Source organism: Rhizobium sp. SRI_017 (genome assembly GCF_057586295.1).
Genome location: NZ_JBYCZP010000026.1, coordinates 55408 through 75657, shown reverse-complemented (window position 1 = coordinate 75657; position 20250 = coordinate 55408). Strand labels below are relative to the sequence as shown.

At 57.3% G+C, this 20250-nt stretch carries 20 protein-coding genes and 5 pseudogenes; 14 read left to right on the top strand and 11 right to left on the bottom strand.

Going from position 1 to position 20250, the window contains the following annotated elements:
• Positions 1–266 precede the first annotated feature (266 nt).
• Positions 267–557 (top strand): annotated as a pseudogene (locus AC2YI2_RS32655) (helix-turn-helix domain-containing protein); the annotation flags it as partial.
• A gap of 64 nt (positions 558–621) precedes the next feature.
• Here the strand turns inward: AC2YI2_RS32655 and AC2YI2_RS32650 are convergent.
• Positions 622–1301, bottom strand: a pseudogene (locus AC2YI2_RS32650) (IS630 family transposase); the annotation flags it as partial.
• A gap of 220 nt (positions 1302–1521) precedes the next feature.
• Positions 1522–2523 carry a DUF4062 domain-containing protein gene (locus tag AC2YI2_RS32645; protein ID WP_487390700.1) on the bottom strand — a complete coding sequence of 334 codons (1002 nt, stop codon included), beginning with the start codon at positions 2521–2523 and terminating at the stop codon, positions 1522–1524.
• Between the two features lie 14 nt (positions 2524–2537).
• Here AC2YI2_RS32645 and AC2YI2_RS32640 point away from each other — a divergent pair, with 14 nt between their 5' ends.
• Positions 2538–3116, top strand: a complete 579-nt coding sequence (locus AC2YI2_RS32640; protein WP_487390699.1) for a helix-turn-helix domain-containing protein — start codon at positions 2538–2540, stop codon at positions 3114–3116.
• On the opposite strand, the gene istB is transcribed toward AC2YI2_RS32640, so the two are convergent.
• Both istB and istA read right to left on the bottom strand, forming a co-directional pair.
• Positions 3020–3757, bottom strand: a complete 738-nt coding sequence (gene istB, locus AC2YI2_RS32635) for an IS21-like element helper ATPase IstB (RefSeq protein ID WP_487390698.1) — start codon at positions 3755–3757, stop codon at positions 3020–3022. The two genes, AC2YI2_RS32640 and istB, sit on opposite strands and share 97 nt — an antisense overlap.
• Positions 3758–3769: 12 nt before the next feature.
• A pseudogene (gene istA, locus AC2YI2_RS32630) lies at positions 3770–5298 on the bottom strand (IS21 family transposase).
• Between the two features lie 221 nt (positions 5299–5519).
• On the opposite strand from istA, the gene AC2YI2_RS32625 reads away from it, so the two are divergent.
• The 3 genes from AC2YI2_RS32625 to AC2YI2_RS32615 all read left to right on the top strand — a co-directional run bounded on the left by AC2YI2_RS32625 (position 5520) and on the right by AC2YI2_RS32615 (position 7065).
• Positions 5520–5906, top strand: coding sequence for a hypothetical protein (locus AC2YI2_RS32625; RefSeq protein WP_487390697.1), 387 nt, complete (start codon positions 5520–5522; stop codon positions 5904–5906).
• Positions 5907–6050: 144 nt separating this feature from the next.
• Positions 6051–6827, top strand: coding sequence for a DUF4145 domain-containing protein (locus AC2YI2_RS32620; protein ID WP_487390696.1), 777 nt, complete (start codon positions 6051–6053; stop codon positions 6825–6827).
• 52 nt (positions 6828–6879) lie between these two features.
• Positions 6880–7065 (top strand): hypothetical protein, encoded by a 186-nt coding sequence (locus AC2YI2_RS32615; RefSeq protein ID WP_487390695.1) that lies wholly within the window; start codon positions 6880–6882, stop codon positions 7063–7065.
• Between the two features lie 148 nt (positions 7066–7213).
• On the opposite strand, the gene AC2YI2_RS32610 is transcribed toward AC2YI2_RS32615, so the two are convergent.
• The 3 genes from AC2YI2_RS32610 to AC2YI2_RS32600 all read right to left on the bottom strand — a co-directional run bounded on the left by AC2YI2_RS32610 (position 7214) and on the right by AC2YI2_RS32600 (position 10764).
• Positions 7214–8146 carry a Shedu anti-phage system protein SduA domain-containing protein gene (locus AC2YI2_RS32610; protein ID WP_487390694.1) on the bottom strand — a complete coding sequence of 311 codons (933 nt, stop codon included), beginning with the start codon at positions 8144–8146 and terminating at the stop codon, positions 7214–7216.
• Positions 8147–8503: 357 nt separating this feature from the next.
• Positions 8504–10327 carry a P-loop NTPase fold protein gene (locus tag AC2YI2_RS32605; RefSeq protein ID WP_487390693.1) on the bottom strand — a complete coding sequence of 608 codons (1824 nt, stop codon included), beginning with the start codon at positions 10325–10327 and terminating at the stop codon, positions 8504–8506.
• Positions 10328–10377: 50 nt separating this feature from the next.
• Positions 10378–10764 (bottom strand): hypothetical protein, encoded by a 387-nt coding sequence (locus tag AC2YI2_RS32600; protein WP_487390692.1) that lies wholly within the window; start codon positions 10762–10764, stop codon positions 10378–10380.
• A gap of 122 nt (positions 10765–10886) precedes the next feature.
• On the opposite strand from AC2YI2_RS32600, the gene AC2YI2_RS32595 reads away from it, so the two are divergent.
• The 5 genes from AC2YI2_RS32595 to AC2YI2_RS32575 all read left to right on the top strand — a co-directional run bounded on the left by AC2YI2_RS32595 (position 10887) and on the right by AC2YI2_RS32575 (position 12856).
• On the top strand, positions 10887–11165 hold the full coding sequence (locus AC2YI2_RS32595; protein ID WP_487390691.1) for a DUF5681 domain-containing protein: 279 nt from the start codon (positions 10887–10889) through the stop codon (positions 11163–11165).
• A gap of 151 nt (positions 11166–11316) precedes the next feature.
• The gene (locus AC2YI2_RS32590) at positions 11317–11562 is read left to right on the top strand and encodes a hypothetical protein (protein ID WP_487390690.1); all 246 of its coding nucleotides are present in this window, start codon (positions 11317–11319) and stop codon (positions 11560–11562) included.
• Between the two features lie 19 nt (positions 11563–11581).
• Positions 11582–11953 (top strand): hypothetical protein, encoded by a 372-nt coding sequence (locus tag AC2YI2_RS32585; protein WP_487390689.1) that lies wholly within the window; start codon positions 11582–11584, stop codon positions 11951–11953.
• A 105-nt stretch (positions 11954–12058) separates the two neighbouring features.
• On the top strand, positions 12059–12199 hold the full coding sequence (locus AC2YI2_RS32580; RefSeq protein WP_487390688.1) for a hypothetical protein: 141 nt from the start codon (positions 12059–12061) through the stop codon (positions 12197–12199).
• Positions 12200–12691: 492 nt separating this feature from the next.
• On the top strand, positions 12692–12856 hold the full coding sequence (locus AC2YI2_RS32575) for a hypothetical protein (protein ID WP_487390687.1): 165 nt from the start codon (positions 12692–12694) through the stop codon (positions 12854–12856).
• Between the two features lie 263 nt (positions 12857–13119).
• On the opposite strand, the gene AC2YI2_RS32570 is transcribed toward AC2YI2_RS32575, so the two are convergent.
• Positions 13120–13878: a hypothetical protein gene (locus AC2YI2_RS32570; protein WP_487390686.1), complete on the bottom strand. Its 759-nt coding sequence runs from the start codon at positions 13876–13878 to the stop codon at positions 13120–13122.
• Between AC2YI2_RS32570 and AC2YI2_RS32565 the strand changes: the two genes are divergently transcribed.
• Both AC2YI2_RS32565 and AC2YI2_RS32560 read left to right on the top strand, forming a co-directional pair.
• Complete coding sequence (locus AC2YI2_RS32565; protein WP_487390685.1) at positions 13851–14252, top strand: hypothetical protein; 402 nt, start codon at positions 13851–13853, stop codon at positions 14250–14252. The two genes, AC2YI2_RS32570 and AC2YI2_RS32565, sit on opposite strands and share 28 nt — an antisense overlap.
• Positions 14253–14259: 7 nt before the next feature.
• A complete protein-coding gene (locus AC2YI2_RS32560; RefSeq protein WP_487390684.1) occupies positions 14260–15201 on the top strand; it encodes a toll/interleukin-1 receptor domain-containing protein in 942 nt (313 codons plus the stop codon).
• Positions 15202–15811: 610 nt separating this feature from the next.
• Here the strand turns inward: AC2YI2_RS32560 and AC2YI2_RS32555 are convergent.
• Together AC2YI2_RS32555 and AC2YI2_RS32550 are read right to left on the bottom strand one after the other, a co-directional pair.
• A pseudogene (locus tag AC2YI2_RS32555) lies at positions 15812–16999 on the bottom strand (IS3 family transposase).
• 26 nt (positions 17000–17025) lie between these two features.
• Positions 17026–18574: pseudogene (locus tag AC2YI2_RS32550) on the bottom strand (ISL3 family transposase).
• On the opposite strand from AC2YI2_RS32550, the gene AC2YI2_RS32545 reads away from it, so the two are divergent.
• Entirely contained in the window at positions 18489–19058 is a 570-nt protein-coding gene (locus AC2YI2_RS32545) for a hypothetical protein (RefSeq protein WP_487390703.1), read from the top strand. The pseudogene AC2YI2_RS32550 and the gene AC2YI2_RS32545 sit on opposite strands and share 86 nt — an antisense overlap.
• Here AC2YI2_RS32545 and AC2YI2_RS32540 read toward each other — a convergent pair.
• The gene (locus tag AC2YI2_RS32540; protein ID WP_487390683.1) at positions 19045–19782 is read right to left on the bottom strand and encodes a DUF5677 domain-containing protein; all 738 of its coding nucleotides are present in this window, start codon (positions 19780–19782) and stop codon (positions 19045–19047) included. The two genes, AC2YI2_RS32545 and AC2YI2_RS32540, sit on opposite strands and share 14 nt — an antisense overlap.
• 116 nt (positions 19783–19898) lie before the next feature.
• Between AC2YI2_RS32540 and AC2YI2_RS32535 the strand changes: the two genes are divergently transcribed.
• Positions 19899–20228: a hypothetical protein gene (locus AC2YI2_RS32535; protein ID WP_487390682.1), complete on the top strand. Its 330-nt coding sequence runs from the start codon at positions 19899–19901 to the stop codon at positions 20226–20228.
• Positions 20229–20250 lie beyond the last annotated feature (22 nt).

Sequence of the window (20250 nt, the reverse complement as noted above, 5' to 3'; positions counted from 1 at the left end):
CCGCCTGCTTTCTCTATAATGAGCAAAACATCCGATAATGCAATCTTATCGGACATACTTGTTTTCAGACACGACGTGCGGTTTGGCGGCAAATAAAAATCACAAACTGCTCACATGATCTATGCTCCGCCGTACGGATTCGTTTGCCACCTCCTCTGCGACGCCGCCAGTCTGGTCAGCCAAACTGCCCGGCTGGGCCTTGCCGCGCCGGAGCGAGGCCAGCGACGTCAATGCGGCCTTTGCTGCTGGCATCGCTTTGAAATCCTCGGATGATCGCGATCGTTAAGGGTCTCATCGGCGCGAGCGGGGTCGGACTGAAAGAGCACGATCGTTTGCTGCTGGCCCAGCAGGTGATGGAACAAGAGCTGGCAGGCCAACGCGCCTCGTCAAAATTGTCGGAGCTGGTCGAGCTAAACATGGCCCGTCCGCTGGTCTCTTTCGGCATGATTGCCGAAAAACTCGACGTGACGCCGCAGGCGGCGCGGCGGATTGTTGCGGAGCTCGGCCTCAGGGAGATGACGGAACGTGGGCGGTTTCGGCCCTGGGGAATTGTTTGAGGGTCTAGACCGCTTCTGGAATGATCAGATTTTGTATCGTCTCTTAAAAACCAGCCGTCATTGATCAGAACCCTTTTACCCATTGCCGTTGGCCAATTGACATGATCTTCCATGACCGCTCCTGCAGTGTTCGCCAAGCGTAGCAGCAGTGGTCGACGATATCGTCGTAGGATTTGTAGACTCGGTTGGAGAGCCAGTTATCTCTCATGAACTGCCAGATGTTTTCGACGGGGTTGAGTTCGGGCGATTTCGGCGGCAGCGGCAGGATGGTGATGTTTTCGGGGACGGCGAGGTTGTTGGACATGTGCCATCCCGCCTGGTCCATGATGAGAATGGCGTGCCCATTCTCAGTGACGTTTCGGGATATTTCGATCAGATGCTGGTTCATTGCGTGGGTATCGCACCATGGCATGACGAGGGCGGCGGCCTTGCCGTGCCGGGGGCAGATCGCGCCGAAGATATAGGCCGAGCGGGTGCGCTGGTCGTGCGGCGCAGATGGCCTTGATCCACGCCTGGCCCAGCGGCGGGTGATCTTGTTCTTCTGCCCGATACGGGCCTCGTCCTGGAACCAGATTTCGATCACTTTGCTCTTGGCGGGACCGGCGGCGATTTCTGCCACAGCGGTGGGGAAGTTTTCTTAAATGCCTCAGCCGCCTCGGCATCCTGTGCATGATGCCTTGGGCGAGCCGAGAGCTTGCGGTAGCCCATTGATCGCACTTCGCGACCCAAGGTCTCTTCACTCATCCCTTCGATGACCGGCACCTTTGACGCCAACTCTTCAACCGCCTCACGCGTCGCCTCCATGACGGCGTCGAGCAATATCTCCAATTCATCGTCGTTAAGATGCTCGAACTGAGTGCCGAGCCTGCGGAATTCTGGGTCGCTAGCGAGTGAGTGTGTCGGACGGGTTATTGTCATATTCGGCTTCCTTTGGCGTTGCAGCCTTATGGTCTGCGCTGCAGGGTCACTGAGCCAGCACCTTCTTCTGCCGCACCCATCTGTCGGCGTACATAAGAAAGTCTGTGCCATAGGGAGTTGGAGCAAATAGCGGCTCGACAACACCTTTCTCGTCAGGCTGCTCCCGCATGATCGTCGCAAGATTGTTGCCGATCAGGGCCTTCACAAACACAAAGGTTTCGTAATCCTCTATGGCAATGTTGGAGATTTCCGACATCGCCGTTTGGATATCTTCGATCCGTGCACCCATGACCATTTCGGGCAGCACATCGCGGATGACCTCCAGCAGCGAGGTATCGTCGTTCTCGGGCGCGACAAGAGACAGATAGTCCCAGAACCCTTGCTCATTGAGATTTTCGAGGCGCTCTCTCACATCTGGCGGAGGCACCAGTTCGTGCGATGTGAACTTCTCCAATTTTTCAGAAAGTAGTCGTTTCTCTTCTGACAGCTTTGTAAGTTCTGCCAAGACGTTCGGGCCGGGGACGGTGTCCGCGCGAACCCAGCCGCCGCGAGGTTTCTCACGCATTAGCTCGGGGAGGGCGAGGGCGACTTGACCCGCGAGGTCGTAATTGTTCTGCCAATGCTTCACCATCTTCTTCTGGCAAAGCTTCCGAAATCTCTCGACCTTGTCCCGCTTCGCAGGCTCGGTCTTACTGTTCGGCCATTGCGGGCGGGCTGCATCGTGCAGAAGGAAGGCCGCAACCGGCACGCCTTGCTTTACCGCATACTCGTATTCCATCTGGGTGTAGCTCTTGCCCTTCAGCTCTGAGCCGTATCGTTCCGCGACGATCACGACGTAGTAGTCGCTCTGGTCAATCCGGCGCTTGATGTATTCCCATTGGGTATCGTCGCTGGCCTGAAAGGCTTCCATGCCAACCGGAATGTGCCCGAGGTTCAAGATCATTTCGATGACCGAACGCCGCTCCTCGATCAGGTCGGTAAAGGTGGAACTGACAAACACCTGATATTTAACGTCCATACCCAGACCGCCCGCGAAAGTTGTTGCCAAGCATTAGATCATGGGTGGCGATTCTTCCATGGGCGGTCGCAGCGGACCGCTGCCGCCCTGTCGAAGAATGGTCCGGCGACAAACAATCTGAGGTCCGATATGTGGAAACTCCAGCCTATTACGACGTAATACCGGCCAATGTCCGTTACGCTCGGATAACCCCCAACGCAAAACTTCTTTACGGCGAGATTACTGCCCTCGCCAGCAAGACCGGAATGTGCTGGGCTTCCGGCGCTTATTTGGCGGCTCCCTATGAAACCAGTGTTCGCACGGTCCAACGGTGGATTCACGAGTTGGCAGATGCTGGTTTCATCGTGCTTTGCCAAGCCCCGAGTGGGGCGCGTGGTTTCCGCTTGTCGTTGCCTTATATGCCGATTCCGATGAAGCCGCCCCATTGTTCCGAGATGATTGCGCCCCCGTATTCCGGGATGATCTCGCCCCCTGTTTCATTGGGGTCTGCAGGCAGTAATTGTTGTCAGTTCGTTCAAGTGCTGTGTCAAGCTTTGCGAGGCAGATTTCGGCGTAGACTGTCGCCTCTGAGTTCGATGCGATGGGCATTGTGGACGAGACGGTCCAGGATGGCGTCGGCATAGGTGGGGTCACCGATGACACCGTGCCAGGCGGATACGGGGAGTTGGCTGGTGATGATCGTCGATCGACGGCCGTAACGGTCTTCTAGGATTTCTAGCAGATCGTGACGGGCCTGTTCGTTGAGTGGCTCGAGGCCCCAATCGTCCAGGATCAGGAGCTGAACGTGGCCCAGGGTGCGTTGTAGGCGAGCGTATCTACCGTCGCCGCGGGCGAGCGCGAGCTGGGCAAAGAGCCTTGGGACACGCTGATAGAGAACAGAACGGTCGTCACGGCAGGCCTTGTGGCCAAGGGCACATGCCAACCAGCTCTTTCCGACACCCGAGGGACCGCAGATAGCGAGATTGTCGTGAGCGCCGATCCAGTCGCCCCCGAGCAGTTTCATGAAGAGCGCACGGTCGAGACCGCGTTCGGCGCGATAATCGACATCTTCCGGGGTGGCCTGATGACGAAGCTTGGCGAACCTGAGACGCGCCGCAAGCTTGCGGTCGTAACGGGAGCTCCATTCCCGCTCGAGCAGCAGTCCGAGCCATTCGGCATGAGAGAGATGTTCGGCCTCGCCGTTGGCGACGAGTTCGCCGAAGGCTTTGGCCATGCCGGCCAGGCCCATGGCGTTCAGTCTATCAAGTGTTGGATGAGCAAGCATTCTTCGTTCTCCTTAGTGGTAATAGCGAGGTCCGCGGATGTTCTCGTGGTGGATCGGTTCGTGCGAGGCGGCTTCATTCGAACCCGCCGTCCGGTCGAGGTGATTGTCGAGGATGGAGCGTACCGAGCCATAGGTCCGGGCTCCGATCTCCAGCGCGCGGGCGCAGGCTGCATTGACCCTGTCGCGGCCGAAGCTCTTGTTAAGGCGGATAATCCCGAGGCAGGCGCGAAAGCCCTGCTCGGGATGCGGCCGGTCGGCAAGGATGCGCTCGCACAACAGCTCGACATCCGGCCCCATGGCAGAGGCTTCGCGCCGAATGCGTTCGATCGTCCAGTCGGCAAACCGACGATGCGCCGAGGGCATATGATCGGGATGGTCGTGTGCTTGCCGTTGCCGCTCGAGCGGCGGTGCGCGGCAATCCGCTCGCCCTTGTGGAATATCTCGATCGTATTGGCGGTGATGCGCGCCTCGACCTGCTCGCGGGCGAAGCGATAGGGAACGGAGTAATAATGCCGTTCGATCTCGACGTGGTAATCCAGTCCAGCGCGCCGGATACGCCATTCGGCGAAGACATAGCGCTCGACAGGCAATGGCCGCAGAGCCGGACGATCGAGTTCCTCAAACAATTGACGCCGCGTGCAATTGACCCGACGCAAGACCCTGATGTCGTTGAGGTCACGGAGCAATTCCATGATCGCGGCATTGACCTCGGCGAGACTGTAAAAGACGCGATGGCGCAGCCGGCCCAGCAGCCAGCGCTCGACGATACGAACCGCGGCCTCCACTTTCGCCTTGTCGCGCGGCCGCCGCGGCCGTGTCGGAAGGACCGCGCTCCCGTAGTGCGCCGCCATGGCACAATAGGTCCTGTTGACCTGAGGATCGAAGTGGCAGGCCTTGATGATCGCCACCTTGGCATTGTCAGGGACCAGAAGGGCCGGCGAACCGCCGAAGAACTCCAGCGCCTGAACATGGCATTCGATCCAGTCCGGAAGCGTCTCTGTCCAGCGCGCCTGCGCATAAGACAGGCTGGACGCTCCCAAAACCGCCACGAACAGGTGCGCCTGCCGCGTCTTGCCCGACAGCCGATCAACGACGACTGTAACCGTGTCGCCCGCATAATCGACGAACAGCTTGTCGCCGCTTGCATGCTCCTGCCGCATCGTCACTGGCAGCTTCAGTGCCCAGCCGCGGTAAAGGTCACAATACCGGCTGTAGCGATACCCGTCCGGATAGCGGCCGATATATTCGTCCCAGAGGATTTGTAGTGTCACGTGCTTGCGCTTGAGCTCGCGATGGACCTCGGCCCAGTTCGGCTCGGGGGCCCGGCGATGACCCGTCTTCGTCCCGGCCGCCTTGTAGAGCGCCGCTTCCAGGACGGCATCGCTCACGTCGTCGTCCAACGGCCACGAAAGCCCCGCAGCCGTCGCCCGCCGCAGCGTCTCGCGCACCGTCGACGGCGCTGCCCCGACCCGAACCGCGATTGATTTGTGGCCCAGTCCTTGCTCGGCCCGATATCTCAGTATCTCGCGGACATGCCGCATCTCCAGTCTCTCCGCAGGCATCCCGTTCCTTCCCCATCACCATCGACGGAAGGAACTTCACACCGGCAGAACACCCACACCACATCCCTTCCGAAGGGGGCGGCATCATCTCGGAATCAGGGGGCGACTAATTCTCGGAACTGGGGGGCGAGATCATTTCGGAATCAGGGGGCGGATTGCCTCGGAATTTGCAGCCTTATACAAGGGATGACAAAAATGTCATGCCCCCTGACAATTCCGTCGCGGGTACCCATGACAGAAATGTCACCCATAATAATACAAGGGTGAAAAATACCGATAATACCCCCAAAGCCCCCAAGGGAGCGTGGCTGGGATTCGATGAATTCTGGTCAGCTTATCCAAAGAAGGTGAGCAAGCCGGACGCCCTCACGATGTGGAGCCGGAAGAAACCCGACCTGGCGGAGGTGCTGGCCGGTTTGTACCGCTGGAAAGCCTCTGAGCAATGGACGAAGGACGGGGGCCGCTATGTGCCCAACCCGGCGACCTGGTTGAATCGCGAGAACTGGAAGGACGTGGTCGAAAGCATCGAGAAACGCCATCTGACAGCCGAAGAGATTGCTCAGGCCGAAAAGCGGTCGGCCGAGTGAAAGCGTGCCCATGATGAACAGATGCGCCGTCTGGTGGAAAACTGTTCGAAGCAACTTCTGGGACGCATTGATCAACCGACCTTGTTCAAGCGACATCTTAAGGACTTTGGTAATCCTCGGAGAAGAGAATGATTCGGAGGCTTCGTGGATACCAATCTTTGGAAGAGCACCTATCCCCGAATTCCAAGGTTCACATGCCCGCGTTGCCGCGAGGGGCGCCTGACGAAAAAGGGCAATACTGAAAAAGGATACGGCCTTTTCGAGCATGAACCGCAGTGGGTCACGGACGGTCTAGAAGAGCACGACCTGCGAGGCGACCAGTCGTTTGGGCGGTTTTGGGGCGTTCTCCGATGTGACAACGAAATCTGTGATGAGCCCGTGGCGATCTCAGGGGATTATCACCATAATCACGATACCAGTGGCGCCCATCGCGGCAACAACTGGGAGGTAGAGACGACCTCTGAATTCACGATCAGGTCTCTCGTTCCCATGCCGCCAATGATCGAGGTGCCGAGTGCCTTGTCGGACGACTGCAAGCTTCAAATATCCGGCGCGGAGAACCTTTTTTTCGTCGATCTTGCCGCCTGCGCAAACCGGTTGCGGGTGGCCGTGGAATCGCTGTTGGATCACCTTCAGGTGACGCGCCAAGGCACAAAGAGGGACGGCACGCCTCGTACCCTTACCCTTGCTGATAGAATTGACGAACTCAACAAAGTGAAACCCGGACACAAGGAGTCATTGGACGCCTTGCGCAACGTCGGGAATGTGGGGAGCCATGAAGGCGTTGCCGACTTCGATTTTACTCTGCAGTGTTTTGAGCTGCTTGAAGCGGCGCTGGAGGATCTTGTCGCCGATAAACGGGGACGGTTAGAAGCTCTAGCGAAGACAATCAATGCCAATAAGGGTCGCCCACCTCCTTGACGTTCGCGAACAAGATAGGAACATAAGCCGCTTTCAAGCGGAGAAAATTCCTATGATACGGAGAGGTGAGCTGAGCCCAGCTGGTGTAGATCGCGGCTGGCCGTATCAGGTGGCGCTCGACGCGGAACTGTGTGCCTACAAGCATTTCGAGGATCAGAAGGAGTTCAACTTCGGGCGCTCCCTCTGCTCGCGCGGGCATTCGGTGAGCTTTCAGGACAAATGGTACCGGGTGTTCTGATACGCGCTGAAGGAAGACGCTGAAGCCTTTATGGCGCGGTTCGGTGGTGAATGGTTCGACCCTCGGGAGCGGGGGAAGGGCGCCAACTGGATGCGCTGGCGGAAAGGTGAAATGAGCGGAAAGGGAAAGCCCGCTCATCCTTAATGTTTCAGTCGATGTCGTCGAACTCCTTGGATCTTGCCGATCTCCGATGTTCTATGGTGGCGGATACCGCTGAAACCCAGTCCGGGGCCTTCTCAGAACTTGCGGCGTACTTGAAATTTACATTGAGAAGCTCGCCATTCTGCCACTTCTCCATTTCGTAGCCGTCGTTTGTGAGCGCTTCGATGTGCTCGGGCGAAAGGCTCAGAACGTCAGGCCCAAGGTAAGCCAGAATGCTCCTGAGGTTGGCGTTGATCGATTTGAACACAAGTCGATTCTTGCTGAAGCGGAGAACGTTCTTTTTCTGGCGGGGGCCTTGTTCATAACGGCTGATGACATTGTCATAGGTCAAGATCTCGATGCCAGTGTTGTTGCGCATGTCGATGAATGCGCGCTTACGGTCGCCAGAAGCATTCTTATCCTTGGATCGCCCGATTATGAGCTGATATTGGAACGTGACCGGATTGGACACCAACGGCCGGAACAGGGGCTCCAACTGCTCAATGACCTGTTTCCGGTGATCCTCAATGAAGGTTCGCCAGCTGGTGACCTGGGCAATTGCTGCGGTGAACGCCGCACTCTGAATGGCTGTGTCCAGATTGCTGGTAAATAGCGGCTTATCCGGCTGCTCCAACTCAACGAGTGTGACTTGTGACTGACCGGAACTTTTGCTGACATAAATGTAGTCAGTAGTCAGAGCCGTGGAGAGCTTGAACTTTGATAGCACCGCGTTGAACTGAAGGCCGTTGTGCAGAATGTTGTGCGTCGGGATCAGTTCGGTATTCGCTTCCATGAAGTCCTGAACAACTTGTTCCTTTTGCTTGCCCGCCGGAGCGGCGTCGGTGAGCGCTTTCTTGAAGCTTTCGATTAGCGTTTGGTCGAGGTCGAGCAATTGGGTGTCCATGCACTTGAGGTTGAAAATAAGCAGGTCAAGAGGCATCGGGCTTTCGGGCGAAACCCGCCAGCGCCCAGTAGATGGCAGCGCCAACAGCCAACAGAAAAAGGGGAAGGCCAATGCCCCACGCTACGCCGCCTCCAAGGGTCAACCATGGCCGTGGTATCGATCGGTAGACATTGGCGTCGTTTTCCATCAACCGGAGGGTCGTTTCGGGATCGGTCGAAGCAAGGTATGCAAAATGCTTGCGTAGGTGCGCCAGATCGTACCAGCAGACCTTCTGGTAATTGTACTCCCAAGGATTGCTGTGAAACCAGTCCGTGCCCTCAACCCCGCGTGCGATCTCACATTTGACGGGATAGCCGGGGAACGTGCCTTCAATGGTGTGGTAGGGCCGACGTCCTAAGATGCTCTCGGCTTGCGTTGCCTACCCGCCTGTTTCGGCTTCTCGGACGTGACGACTGCGGCGGCCAGTGCCTGATTGGTCGCATCGATCTTAGCCCTGATCTCGGCCTGTGCCTCAAGCCAGTTGAGACGCTGGATGAGGCCCCAGCTGTTGGCCCGCATGGCGTTGATTTCGGACTCGGCAGCAAGAACCCGCAGGGCCTCCGCCGCACGCCGCATCATGTTATCCTCCGCCTTATCCGGATTTTCGATGTCGCGGGCGTAGGACGTGCCCCGCAAGAGCGTCGCCAGTTTCTCCCCCTTGTTGGCGCGGAAGAGGCGCAGGTATTCCTCCATCGGGACGCCAAAGGTTCGCGCGACGAGCTCCTCGTCCCGCCCGTGGGTGCCGAGCGACATCAATATCTCTTCAAGCCCGTAATACGGCTCGCGTGTCGCCATTTCATCATCGCACCGTGACCTCACATCGGGGTCAAGTTCCTCCCCATGGCGATACATGCTGTCGTAGTCAAACGCCCCTGGTATCGCCGTCCGCTTCTCGGCGTAGAAGTCAATCAACTCGGCCGCTTCTTTGGTGAAGCCAAGAGATTTAAACAGCTTCACCAGATGACCGAGCCATTCTAGACCGAGATAGATGATGTGCTTCTCGAACGATGCCTTTAGGGTCGATACTACGTCCTCCGCAGTTGCGTTGAAATCATAGTCGTAGTTCAGCATGGCATCGCGCATGGCCTGATTTGCGATCTCGCGGCGTACGCGCTGATGCAGCTCTTCGGCATGCTGCTTGACCACGTCGGGGTCGAAGTAGCCGTCCGCCACGCCTTTGATGAGCGCAAGGTCGAAGTCGGTGGTCATTTCGTGACCATATTCCCGCAGGATTGCCTTCCAACCCTCAACCTCTATGTCGCGCGGCTTGGTTTCGTGCCTGCTTTCGACAAAATCAGCCCACGGTGACTGCTTCGACTTCAGGAAGGCGATGGGCGGCGCCTGATCGGGCTGCAGCTGGCTCCATCCGAAGAGTGCCACCGAGCGGATGACGGATATGGTCACATCGGGCTCGTAGTCGGTGAACAGATCGGCGATGAGCTGTGACATCCGGTGTACCTTGCGGATAACGCGGATGTTGTCGATACGGAGATTGAGGCAGTTACCCCGAACCGCCTTAGTGACGACAGGATTACCCTCCGCGCCTGTCAGCGCGATATCCACGCTTTCCTCCGGCGTCGGCGCGAAACGCAGGCTGACGTCCACGACCTTTTCCAGATAGCTTTGGAAGTCCTCCTCGTCTTTGTGCTGCAGAGCCACGTCGTTCAGCAAGATAACGACCTTGCAGTTCCGGTCTTCCTTCAGCATAGACACAAGGCCCAATATGTCGCCAATTCGTAGCTGCTCTCCTTTGCGTTCCAAGTCGTCAATGCAAATGAGCTGATCCCTGACCGTCAAGAAGGTGAGAGTGCTACCGGCTTCTGCCGTTCCGCCCGGTATCAGGTTTGCGATAACGCCCGAGGTGATCTTGGTGAGATCACGGGCCTTCTGGTACGATTGTCGGACTTCCTCGGCTTCGAACTCCTTTCCGATGTTCTTTCGCCTGACGATGCTATGGAACAGTTCGCGCTTCACTTCTGTCAGCGAATTCAGGCCAAACAGGGAGACATAGCAGTACGTGTCTCGGCCTAGGCCATCATCGCGTTTGGCTGCCTCTGAAAGAGCCTTCTTCCAGCTGTAGGTTTTCCCCGTTCCCCACTTGCCCCGGATGCAAAGCACCTCAGGCTCGGCAGATGCGAGGAAACGCTCGATTTCGTCTTTGACGAGCTTGGTGGACACGGTGACCTCTGCTTCTCCACGGAGACTTCCAAGTCGCGGTTGCGCTCCGCCTATCGGGGCGGATTCTTGAAGCAGACGAGATGGCCGTCCACCCCAGCATCAATCTTCGCCCCGCGAACATTATTTAGATAGAGTGAGCAGGCTATGCCATTGCCGCCATCGACGGTCCGAAAGGTCTTTTCCGCAATGGGGAACTCGTCCTTTTGGAACGTGATCCGAGCGACATCGCCATCGACGGATAGTAGCGACATCTCGATGCCGCCGGTCATGCTTTTCTTCGGATATACAAGCACGGGGCCGTCATAAACCAATTGTGGCTGTACAAGCGCTGGCGGGAAGAAGAACTGATAGATTGGGATGATAAGCACGCCGAGAATGGTGAAGACGCCCGTGTATACCGTGAGCGCAAACGGATGATTTAGCAGCCAGTGATTCATTATCCATCCCACAACTTTCGATAGGTAAGACGTACTAAGGCGCGGCGGTGACGTATAGGGCGAGACGGCCTTATTCAGAGGTTTTTCTTGTCTGGCTGCGAAATGTCATCCATGATTCCGCTATGGCCAAGAGCAGCGGCAAAGCAGCGGAGCGGCGTCCTGATGGGATGCCGTTCGGTGAGCCGTTTGCCAAAGGGAAGTCAGGGAACCCAAAAGGGCGGCCGAAGGGCTTGCGGAACAGCAAGACAATTCTGACGGAGTTGCTACAGGTAACCGAAATGACGCCAAACCCTGTGACCGGCTTCATGGAGGAGACCGACCAGCTTGAGCAGATGTGGGCCACTCAGGTGGCCAACCCGAATACGAGCAGACACTCTATGCCGCCTTCGAACAGGACGTGAAAAATCCTGTCGTCATGAAGGCGCTGCAGCGTGCCTATGGCGGGGTCGAACAGATGGAAGAGCTGAAACATGCCTTTATCTGGGCTCACCGGAACGACCCCGATGTGCAAGTGAACCTTGCCAACGTGTCGCCGGAAGAAATGCCGTCCACGTGTTCGACACGGGGAAAGAGTTTCTCGAGGAGTTCCGCGAGGCGGCCGGACGCACACCGCTCCAGATGCTGCGGGCCAGCAAGAAGGGCCAATCAACCGAGAAAACGGCGGCCACCACAACGGTGGAGACGCCTTTTCGCCAGCCAAAGAAGGCCGGAAAAACCATGCCGACACTGGCTGAGCGCACGCCGTCAACGCGTGCCGCTAACCCCGTGGACGACTGGAAATCCCGGCTGCGGCAATAATCAATGAAAGTAAGTAGCATTGACAGCTACGATTACTTCTTCGAATGCCGCCGCACAGACCCGTTGGGCAGACAAGGTCTTTACGCAGCACTTTGACAAGAACATGTTCCAGTTCCTCATGGGAGAAGCTGGGTCCGCGATCTCTGCGGCGATTGTGAAGGAAAACTTCGCTCCGCAACCCGGTGAATCCGTCGTCTATCACTTCCGCAACCCGCTCGCGATTGCTGGTGTGAAGACTGGCGAAACCCGTGTGCAGGGCACCGGTGCCGATATCCAGCGTGGTACCGATACCTACAGCCTGAACCGCCGTCGTGTGGTCACTCCGGTGCGCAACAAGACCCAGAGCCAACAGTGCACTAAGCGTGTCCAGCAATACGGTGACAATCGCTGATACCGGCTTGGCAGTTGACGAAATCATCAAGTTCGTCGCCGTCGGGTACACCGCCTAAATCCAGCGTCCGGGGGCGCTTAATCCCCCGAATAGATTGCATGCCGAATGGACGTCGCGACGAACCTCACCAACATCAAGAACGTCTCCCTGATTGGGAACACCAATGCTGTTGGCGATACAGCCAAGTTGGTGGCCTACCTGAACATGGCCTACCGTACCGAATACGACCGCGTCGCCCGTGAATAAGCTTCCCGCCAATTGGGTCAAGCCGAGCGCCGCAAAACTCAGCGGGGAGGCTCCTGATGAGCGAGTTCCTCTTCATCTTCGGCGCGGCCGTATTCTTCCTGACCGCGCTCGACCGGCTGGGCTACTGAGATGGCCGTCCTGACTAAAATCAAACGAAAGCAATATTAGTGAAAACCGGGACTATCCACCACGTGCCTATCGACCAGGTCAATGCCGCCGTGAGCGATATGGCCGAATAGCACGGGACGCAAAACGCCGCCGCCAAGAAAATCGGGATTGATAAGCAGCAGTTCAGCAACTTCTTTCGGGGCTGCGTCAAGCCGCCCAAGGCTCTTCTGGCCTTATTGGGGCTGGAGGCCCGGCAGGTGTACGTGAAAAGGCAAAAGTAGCGGCTCTCTTGTTATAGCAACGTACCTTGCGCGAGGCTCGCCCACTCACAGGCAAGGTTGGTCAGGTACGCTTCTTCGTGCGTTGTCGCGAAAGGAGTAAGAAATGGAAATCGAGCCAAAGGACTCCCTCATTCTTGAACTGTTCGGCATCAAGGCCGGAGCGGGAACGCTTCGCCATCGTCGCCGTGTTGCTGTCACTTCTTGTGGGGGTGTCGGGATTTGCCAGTGGGCGCGCGATGGGGCTGTGGTGAAGCTGCGGGAGCAATGAAACCATCGCCCCCGCCGCAGCAATCATCGTTCCCTTGATGCACAGTCGACCGACACTGCCGGCAAATGTGGAACAAGGATGATCTGCCATCTCGCGACAAGCTTTATCCCTTGAACGTCGGGAGCCTCAACGGAGCGACAATAGCTCCTTGTATCAAATTTTCTTGGTGCCGTCGAATCCGGGTGGCTCAGGCGCTCACCGGCATGTTCTGCATCTCTAGATTCCTTGTGGGGCCCAAGCGCGGGTGGTGGTGATCGCCGAAATTAGGCGGCTAAGTCTGCTTTTTCGGCCAGTGTTCCAATAGCGTCTAGAGCATCGTCAATACCGTACCTAATGTACCGGAGCTGGGCCATGCTGGATATGCCAGTGGCGGCTTCTTTAGCCCATATGAAGGCCTGACGGGTGTCTATTAAGGCGTCGGGCTCCAGTGTCCTGAATACATCCGCGTCGTCGATTTCTTGGGCTTCGAAAAACTTATCTTTGAATCTCAACAGACCGGCACCGAAGCCTTCCAACTGAGAACGCGAAACCGGCGCTCCCCAGTAGAAGGTGAAATCATCTTTCCCCTTAACCTGAAACGCAAATGTAGCTTGGCTCTGCCGGAGAAGGGCCGCGATCGTGTCAAAATGCTCATCGAAGAATGCATCTAACCGGGCTGTCTTGCGGTCTGCTTCTTCCGCTCGCAGGATTTCAGTCTGAGTTCCTATGTACTCCGCTTGCGCCGTCATAACGCGTCGCTGCTCTTGCATCTCTTCGCGCGTCAGCTCCAGTTCCTCGCGCTGGGCCTTTAGTTCCTTGGATTGGAGCCACACGGCAGCGAATAGCCAGAAGAATGCCACCGGCGCGAATACACCTGCGAGGAAGTCGCCCCACTCGTTAGCCTTCAGCGACCCATAGGTGGCACCGGCATCGCCAGGGTGCGCAGTCCATCCGAGAGCGAGTGCGATAATAGGCCAAGCGATGGTCACGCCGCCCGCTACCCAGAATATAACTGATGACGACGGTTGCTTCTCTGCGGCCATGCAATTTCTCCGACGCTGCTATCGGAGGGTATCTAGCGTTGTCCGCGAGTCAAGGTTGCGGCAAAGAAAAGGCCCCGAAGGGCCCAAAGCAGCGTGATGCCTGTTCTGCGGCGCTACTTCTCGCCAGAGATGAAGAAGCTCCGGTCATTCGGGCGCTGCTGGCCGTCCTGAAAGCCCATTTCGAGCCCGACGGCGCCGAAGACGAGGAGCTGGGAATGATGATGAACATGGTGATTTCCTTTCGTTGTGGCTACACGCTGCGCCGGGTCGAAAGGGTCGTCAACAACTTAAATCGACATTGGGAAGGGGCGTTATTGGCGCAGTGCCATAAACCTGCGAAGGTTGTTGTTGCTGTCAATATCACCAATAGGTAACGCCGCAATGGCACGCGTCTTCATCTCTTTCGCAAACGAAGATCGAGACTACGCAGGACGGTTAGCTCGTCTGCTTATCGAGGCTGGCCAACAACCATTAATGGATGAAATGGTTTTGGTGCCGGGCGAGAAATGGCAGCCGAAACTTCATGAGACACTCAAGTCTGCTGACGTGGTTGTCTTTTTGATATCAGCTGCCTCCCTGTCAAAAACAAATACGAATACCGAATTTGCGAGGGCGGTAGGGTACGCAGAAAGTACCGAACGTCTGCTTGTTCTGCCCGTTTTGTTAGAAAAAGTTCAGGTTCCGGCCATTATGAGCCAGTACCAGTACATCAACGGGGTCGATCGCCAAGCCGAAGAGGTTCTTCCAATTATCTTGCAATCCGTTGCTGGATTCGAAGCAAGTAAGGCGGAGAGAGAAATCCGCATTGAGAAGGTTGAGTCCGATCTTTCTTTATATGTCGACGAAGCCATCGCACAACAGCGCGCTTCGGAGATGGCCAATCGGTCTTCTGGGAAAAACTGGAATCTGCTTGGTGTTGTTTTCTTGTTAGCTGGCTTGGGCCAAACCGCTTTTTTGGCTTACCATGTAATTTCCGTCGGACCGTCGCTCACGATTTCGGCGGCCGCTTCGATTGTTGTTCTGAATATCGTATCTATTGGCATTCTGGCTGCCCTAGCGAAATACGCCTACTCTCTCGGGAAATCTTTCATCACGGAGGCTTTGAAGTCCGCGGACCGGATACACGCCATGCAGTTTGGCAAGTTCTATCTGAAAGCATATGGCGGGCGCCTCACTCCCGGCGAAGTAAAAGAGGCATTCCAGCATTGGAATATCGACAGAAACTCGACTTTTGCTTCGTTAGACGCCTCTCAAATAGACCCCCAGGTCATATCGCTTATCAGCCAAGTTGTAAGTGCAACTTTAGGAAAGAAAGATAAGTAGTGCCGATCTCTGGTTGCTTGATATCCAATCCTGCGCCATGATTTGGCATGGCTAAAAACGGGACAGACCTATAAGGTTGGCCCTGGGGTTTCCGCCGCGTGAACACCAGTTCTCCAGTACGAAGCAGCCGAAGAAGAACGGGCGGCCGAAAGGCTCCGTCAGCATCAAGGGTGAGCTTCAAAAAATCTTGGATATGCCCTAAGAGGGAAATCAAACCCTCTGACCGCCGAAGAGGAGGCGGACATGCCAGTCGGGCGCAAGATTGCGCTGAAGCTCATAGCCAAAGCTGCATCGGCCTTCTGCTGAGCAGTGAGCAATGCAGCGGCCTCCCAAGTTGCCAACGTCTCGGTCCAACTTTTCCGCGTTAACACATGATGTATAGCAGTTCTGCGGAGCGCAATTTCTTGATCACCACCCACCACCCACGACCTGCGCTTCCTAGCCTCTTCATGCATATTGACTGGTGTAGTCGCCAGAACCCGCGTAACCAACGACTGTGTTTCGGCGTGCAATGTTGGCTCTGACGCAGATTTGGTGCAAATCTCTCATGTCGCGCCGATCAGGCGGGCCTGAAGAAGATCAAGCTTTCCGCTGACCTGCCACTGAACTTTCATCCGGCAGCGATTAGAGCCTCGGCGGTTTTTGATACGCCCAATAGCGCGGTGTGAGCAACCGGCGGAAACGCGAAGCTTTCATTTTGCGCAGCGTTGGAGCCGGTTGCGGCGATTGTGCCGGCATAGTCTGCCGGGGTCTTGTATCCCAGCGATGAGTGCGGCCGGAAATGGTTGTAGTCGATTGCCCATTCAGCGATGGCACTGGGCATGATCAAGGCCGAAGAACAGGCTTTCGTTGAGCAGTTCGTCGCGCATTCTTCCGTTGAAGCTTTCGGCATAGCCGTTCTGCATGGGCTTTCCCGGTGCGATGTAGTGCCACTCGACCTTGTGATCCTTGGACCAGGCGAGGATGGCGTTTGAGGTGAACTCCGTGCCGTTGTCGGAGACGATCATGCCGGGCTTGCCACGCCGTTCGACCAGTGTCGTCAGTTTGCGGGCAACACGACGGCCGGAGATCGACGTATCCGGGATGGCGGCCAAACACTCGCGCGTGACATCATCGACAATGTTGAGGATGCGAAACCTGCGGCCACAGGCAAACTGGTCATGGACGAAATCCAATGACCAGCGGGCATTGGCCTTTGCTTCGACCAGGATCGGCGCACGCGTGCCGACGGCGCGACGCCTGGCTTTGCGCTTGCGGACAGAAAGTCCTTCCTCACGATAAAGGCGGTAGATGCGATTGACGCCGGACGGCTCTCCCTCCCGCCGAAGTAGGATGAACAGCCGCCGGTAACCGAATCGCCGTCGCTCATTGGCCAGGTCGCGCAGCTTCGCCCGCAGTCCGGTCTCCGGCGGTCTGCAGGACTGATAGCGGATCATCTTGCGGTCGGCGGAAATGATCTGGCAGGCCCGCCGCTCCGAAAGACCCATGACGGCCTTCAAATGCGTGACGGCGTCACGCTTGGCAGCAGGCCCTACCATTTTTTTGCCAGAAGCGCGCGAAGCGCGGCGACGTCCAGCATCTGCTCGGCCAGCAGCTTCTTCAGCTTGGCGTTCTCTTCCTCCAAGGCCTTCAGCCGCTTCGCCTCGGAGACTTCCATGCCGCCGTATTTGGCTTTCCAGTTGTAAAAAGTCGCCTCAGAAATCCCGTGCTTGCGGCACAGATCGGCCGCCTTCGCGCCAGCCTCCTGCTCCTTCAGCACCGCAATGATCTGCTCTTCCGTAAATCTCTGCTTCTTCATTCGTCCGTCCTTTGAATGGCCGGACTCTAATCAATTCTGGAGGAAATTCGCAGTGGCAGGTCATCGCGACCGTACATCTGGCGCTTCACCAGCTTGAGCTTGGTGATTTGCCCCTCGGTTTGTCCGTTGGACCACGGTGATACGATCGCTGCCTGGACTGCCCGTATGTCCTTCGCAACGCCATTGCCAATGGATGCAACCAGACTGTCGCGAGCGCGGTCGATCCACGATGCGAGCTCGTTCTCCGATTTGCGCCGTATCATGAAATGAAAGTCGGCGATGATATTGCGAGCGGCAACGAGCAGGGGAGCGCCGCTCTCGATCGCCGCGGCGACGACGGTCTCGGATTTCGTCAGGACGTCTCTGCTGGTTGTCAAAAGTCGGGCAATCGTTCGGGCAGAGGGGATGCGGGTCAACGACCCCGCGTCCGCCTTATCGGCGCGCTTCCGCCGTGTGGCCCATTCGCTCACGACGCGACGCGAACCACGAAAGCCCTGTGTTCTCAATCGCCGCCATAGCTCGGTGCCGTTCCGCTTACCGGCAGCCCATTGCCGTCGAGCCATTCGAGATAGGGCTCCAACGAACTCTCTCTCTCGACCGAAAGACGTCGTTACGGTGACCTCTAAGCACCTGGCGGACTAAGCCGCGGCTATGACCGGTGCGGCGGACGATCTCCTTGATCGTGACACCGTCCTTTGCGAGCGCCATGATCGCTGCGTTGGTCTGCTCGCGCCTGAGATAACCTTCGTATTGAAGGCGTTCGGCCGCGGTCAGAAGCTTAGGATCGACGCGCGTTGCACCGAGTGCCTTGCGAATTTGCCTCATCGATTTGCGGACGGAGTCCAGGAATGCACGGCTGGCATTCTCCATCAGATGCCATCGATCAGCGACCTGCACTGCGTCGGGCAACGCCTTCGCCGCCGCCAGTCCGTAAGCGCCGCCGCGGTCGCGGGCAATGATCTGGATTTGGGGATTTCCCCGTAACCAGGCTTCTGCCGTCGCCGGCTCACGGTCGGGCAGCAGACGGATCGGCCGCCGACGCTCCAGGTCACACACAATCGTGCCATAACGGTGATTGCGCCGCCAGGCCCAGTCGTCGATGCCAATAGCCGAGGGCGGGATCGATGGCGGCAATCCTTGCCTGCGGATGACGCGGAGCAAAGTGTCGTTGCTGACGGGAAGCATGAGCCGCCGTGTAAAACGCGCCGCCGGACGTCCTCCAAGTGCGAGGGCCAGATGGTGGACGAGATGCTCAAGACGCCCGGTTCGTCTGGCGAAGGGAGGTAGCACATCGCCGAACCTCTCGGCGAATATCTGCCTGCCGCAGAGCACCGCGTCACAGGTGAACCTTCGAGTACGCACGAGAAGCCTAACGCGCCATCCCGACAGGGGGAGGTCCGCGACCTGGCGGCAATAGTGGCTTCGTACCGTTCGCGACACTCGTCCGCATGCCGGACATGACGCGGTACCACCGGCTCAGGAAAGCAAGATGCGGGTCTCATCGTCAATGTGGGTGATGTGTTCGGCGATGAAGCCAGCCGGTACCAAATCAGAAGGGCTAAACTTGGCGCTCATCAGGCTGATTCCTTTGTGGAAACCAGCAAGACAGCATTGTTACAACTGCATCAAAACTGAGTCAGACCCAACATTGCACGCCGAAACACAGGCCGAATTACTGGAACGTCTTCGGGCGTTCGGCGCCAAGCCGGAACGGCAGGCGGTGGAAATGAGCCCGTGTGTCCGTGATGCCCAGACTGACGCCTCTCGCTGTTATGAGGGCGTGTTGTCCAAGCCGTTGCCGCAAGGGGCTTGGCCGCTACGGTGGGAAGATGCCATCTGCCGCGTCATGGAGACCGACAAGGCGGGATGGCGGGGGAAGTCGTTTGGCTGGATGCTAACCCGCGCCTGGCTGGATGGGGCGATTCCGATTGGATTTGATGATAAGGCCAAAGCCTTCTTCGAGGATGCCGGGCAGCGGAAAGCCCTATATCTCCAGGCAGTCAAATTCAACGGCGCCGCCGCTATCCACGAGGGGAGGATACCCGTCACGTCCCTTTAAGCACTTCCTCCCGGCGTTTCCTCAGCTCAGCGAACTTGTCCAGCACGGGGCTCCCGAAATATTCATGCACCACATAGGAGCTGGTGAGGAGGTTGCCGGTGAGCCCGTCAAGGAAGGAATTGATAGATTCCGGGATGGGGTCGCCGTTAATGACCAGGTGGAAGTCTTTGCCGTCGGGCGACACCTCAATGTGACGTTCTATCAGGGACGCGATGTTATTGTGAGTATCGCAGCAGAGCCGATTGTAGGCGGACTCGTACTCTTCGGACATATTGGCAAGGGCGAACCGCTGGCAGACCTTCAAATGTTTTTTGCCTGCGGACGTGAACGCGCCCAGGCGAACCTTGGTGTCGTCAAGCGCCTTCTGGGCCTTCGGGTTGCCTGCGTAGCCTTGGAGAAAAGGATTTGTTCCCTTTAGCCCGGCCTCCAGCAGCTTCTTCGCTTCCTTGTCATGAGCCGCTTCCATGTATTCGATATAGGTTGCGTCCTTGGCGAGATTCAGGAGGTCTACATGAGCCTCCAGCATCGGGCGTTGCATAAGGAATGCGCCGGTGTAGCGTTTGTCCTGGTAGAGGGCGAATGCCGCCTCCGCCTGTTCGAAGATAGTGGCGTAGAGGGAGGCGAGCGTCCGTTGGACGTTGTTGAATCTGGCGAACTTGAATGACGTCATCTCGTCCCGGGCCGTGTGGAACACGTCGATAAAGAGCTGTTCAAAGGCCTGCATCGGTTCCTCCTGCGCGAAAGTGGCGAGCGTACAAGACACGCTGCAACCATAAGAGCACATTGACTCACCGTGAACAAATCGTGAAACTATTCCTAGGTTCCACGGAGAAAATTCCTATGGTCTACCGCAAAGGCGAGCTGAGCCCCTCGGGTGTTGACCGCGGCTGGCCGTATCAGGTTGCCCTCAAGGCAGACCTGTGCACGGGCAAGAATTACGACATCCACGCCGCCTTCAACAAGGGTCTGTCACTCTGCGCCAGAGGACACTCCGTCAATTATGACGGCGTTTGGTACCGGGTGTTCTGCTACTCGCTCAAAGAGGACGCTGAGGCGTTCCTGGCGCGGTATGGCGGGGAATGGTTTGACCCGCGGGGCCGTGGTAAAGGTGCCAACTGGATGCGATGGATAAAGCGAGCTGAGGGGCGGGCGGTTGGTCGTACAGTATGAGAGCATCGAAGACCTACACGCG

What these genes read in the sequence shown, in the direction of transcription:
- istB (WP_487390698.1), bottom strand. Translation starts at nt 3,757, where the DNA reads ATGCTTGCTCATCCAACACTTGATAGACTGAACGCCATGGGCCTGGCC.
- AC2YI2_RS32625 (WP_487390697.1), top strand. Translation starts at nt 5,520, where the DNA reads ATGCCCCCTGACAATTCCGTCGCGGGTACCCATGACAGAAATGTCACC.
- AC2YI2_RS32615 (WP_487390695.1), top strand. Translation starts at nt 6,880, where the DNA reads ATGATACGGAGAGGTGAGCTGAGCCCAGCTGGTGTAGATCGCGGCTGG.
- AC2YI2_RS32610 (WP_487390694.1), bottom strand. Translation starts at nt 8,146, where the DNA reads ATGCCTCTTGACCTGCTTATTTTCAACCTCAAGTGCATGGACACCCAA.
- AC2YI2_RS32600 (WP_487390692.1), bottom strand. Translation starts at nt 10,764, where the DNA reads ATGAATCACTGGCTGCTAAATCATCCGTTTGCGCTCACGGTATACACG.
- AC2YI2_RS32595 (WP_487390691.1), top strand. Translation starts at nt 10,887, where the DNA reads ATGGCCAAGAGCAGCGGCAAAGCAGCGGAGCGGCGTCCTGATGGGATG.
- AC2YI2_RS32580 (WP_487390688.1), top strand. Translation starts at nt 12,059, where the DNA reads ATGGACGTCGCGACGAACCTCACCAACATCAAGAACGTCTCCCTGATT.
- AC2YI2_RS32575 (WP_487390687.1), top strand. Translation starts at nt 12,692, where the DNA reads ATGGAAATCGAGCCAAAGGACTCCCTCATTCTTGAACTGTTCGGCATC.
- AC2YI2_RS32565 (WP_487390685.1), top strand. Translation starts at nt 13,851, where the DNA reads ATGACGACGGTTGCTTCTCTGCGGCCATGCAATTTCTCCGACGCTGCT.
- AC2YI2_RS32570 (WP_487390686.1), bottom strand. Translation starts at nt 13,878, where the DNA reads ATGGCCGCAGAGAAGCAACCGTCGTCATCAGTTATATTCTGGGTAGCG.
- AC2YI2_RS32560 (WP_487390684.1), top strand. Translation starts at nt 14,260, where the DNA reads ATGGCACGCGTCTTCATCTCTTTCGCAAACGAAGATCGAGACTACGCA.
- AC2YI2_RS32545 (WP_487390703.1), top strand. Translation starts at nt 18,489, where the DNA reads ATGCGGGTCTCATCGTCAATGTGGGTGATGTGTTCGGCGATGAAGCCA.
- AC2YI2_RS32540 (WP_487390683.1), bottom strand. Translation starts at nt 19,782, where the DNA reads ATGCAGGCCTTTGAACAGCTCTTTATCGACGTGTTCCACACGGCCCGG.
- AC2YI2_RS32535 (WP_487390682.1), top strand. Translation starts at nt 19,899, where the DNA reads ATGGTCTACCGCAAAGGCGAGCTGAGCCCCTCGGGTGTTGACCGCGGC.